The organism is Mesorhizobium sp. M7A.F.Ca.CA.004.04.2.1, from assembly GCF_004022825.1.
Classification (GTDB): Bacteria; Pseudomonadota; Alphaproteobacteria; order Rhizobiales; family Rhizobiaceae; genus Mesorhizobium.
Genome location: NZ_RZPH01001248.1, coordinates 1 through 1,519, shown reverse-complemented (window position 1 = coordinate 1,519; position 1,519 = coordinate 1). Strand labels below are relative to the sequence as shown.

The following is a 1,519-nucleotide window of genomic DNA, read 5'->3' as shown; positions in this document are numbered from 1 at the left end:
CGGCATTGCTGAGGTAAATGAGCGTGAATGTCTCGAAATCCAGCCTGTCGGCGACATCGAGCCCGAAGGCGTTTCTGTAGAAATCGAGCGATCGGGCTTCGTCGAGAACCCGGATCATACTGTGGATCGCCTTGGCCAAATCAGTCTCCGTTCTGGTGTGGAGGCGATTATGCGCGGCACGGACAAAAGGTGGTGGCAGCCGGTTACCACGCCCGCAGCCGCGAACGGGACGAAAGTCCGATTGCCGGACCGGCAATTTTGCCCGAGAATGCATGTGGGGACAGGTCAAGCAGTATCAAACTGCACGCCCGTCCACCCAAGACCAACAATCATGGGAGGTTTGTCGGATGTGCAGGGTGTTTGCGGGCCAGGATCCCGAAGGCTATCGCCAGATCAACCGGTCGATTCGCATCGACGGCCACTCGACCAGCATCCAGCTCGAAGCGACATTCTGGGCTTTGCTGGACGAAATCGCCGAAAACCAGGATTTGACGACGCCGAAATTCATCTCCAAGCTCTATGACGAAGCCATCGAGATCAACGGCGCCATCCCGAACTTTGCGTCGATGCTGCGCACCACCTGCGCGCTCTATCTGCGGGGCCATCGGCCGGGAATGGATGAGCAGATGGTGCCGAAGCGGGAGGCTGCTTAGCGCATTGCGCTCAGCTGAGTTCTTGCGCGAGCCCGATGAGAAGCCCTCCAGGCCCTCGAATGTAACATAGCCGATACACGTCTTTATACTGGACGACTTAGCCTTCGAGCCGCGCACCGCGATTGCGGAGCCTTTCAAGCGTCCCGTCAATGTCGTCCACGGTGAACATGACGCGGAGGTAGCCCAGGGCGTTAACCGGGGCGTTGCGGTGATCGGCGACGACAGGCGGCGTGAGGAAACGGGACAGTTCGAGCCGGCTGTGGCCGTCCGGCGTCCGCATCATGGCAATCTCGACGCGCTGATCGCCCAGTCCAGTGACACGTCCGGCCCATTCCCCTTCGATCATGGCCCGCCCTTCGAGCTCAAGGCCGAGCTCGCCAAAAAAACCAATCGTCTCTTCGAGGTCATCGACGACGATTCCTATGTTGTCCATCCGTTTGAGCGCCATGTGTTCAGTCTATAAGGCGTCGTCCAGGCCGTAAACTCCTTAGGCTGCTTGCCAGCTGAGCAAGGGCGATCAGGTCCTGATTCATGGCTGATGGCACGATGCTGTTTCTATCGGTCCAGCATCCGGGCAGGTAGGCCGGATGCTTGGCGGGATCGTGGCCCGGCAATTCTAGCGTTGCGCAGGGCAGTTCCGAAACATTGGCCCGGCTCGTCCTTGCCGGCAGTCAGGCCGTGCATACGGCTGATGCGCCGACAACGCCCGCCATGCCGTCCCTGGCCTGGCGCCTGAAGGACCAGGAGGTCGCCGACGTCCTGACCTATGTGCGCGCCAGTTGGGGCAACGCCGCCCCGGCGGTCGCCTCCGACGATGTGGCAGCCGTGCGCAAGCAATTGCTCCCGTAACTCGGCTAGCTCTCGGC

3 protein-coding genes and 1 pseudogene are annotated in these 1,519 nt (G+C 60.7%); 2 read left to right on the top strand and 2 right to left on the bottom strand.

Features of this window, described 5'->3' with window-relative positions; translation table 11 throughout:
- Positions 1 to 139 (bottom strand): VOC family protein (locus EN893_RS33510; protein ID WP_206640232.1); only part of this gene is annotated, 139 nt, incomplete at its 3' end.
- Between the two features lie 208 nt (positions 140 to 347).
- Between EN893_RS33510 and EN893_RS33505 the strand changes: the two genes are divergently transcribed.
- A complete protein-coding gene (locus EN893_RS33505) occupies positions 348 to 653 on the top strand; it encodes a ribbon-helix-helix domain-containing protein (RefSeq protein WP_127268969.1) in 306 nt (101 codons plus the stop codon).
- 10 nt (positions 654 to 663) lie between these two features.
- Here the strand turns inward: EN893_RS33505 and EN893_RS33500 are convergent.
- Positions 664 to 1,101 (bottom strand): annotated as a pseudogene (locus EN893_RS33500) (VOC family protein).
- Positions 1,102 to 1,331: 230 nt separating this feature from the next.
- Between EN893_RS33500 and EN893_RS33495 the strand changes: the two are divergent.
- A complete protein-coding gene (locus EN893_RS33495; RefSeq protein ID WP_236382813.1) occupies positions 1,332 to 1,502 on the top strand; it encodes a hypothetical protein in 171 nt (56 codons plus the stop codon).
- Positions 1,503 to 1,519: the final 17 nt, after the last annotated feature.

Excerpts from the sequence above, each read along its gene's own strand:
- EN893_RS33505 (WP_127268969.1), top strand. The coding sequence starts at position 348 with ATGTGCAGGGTGTTTGCGGGCCAGGATCCCGAAGGCTATCGCCAGATC.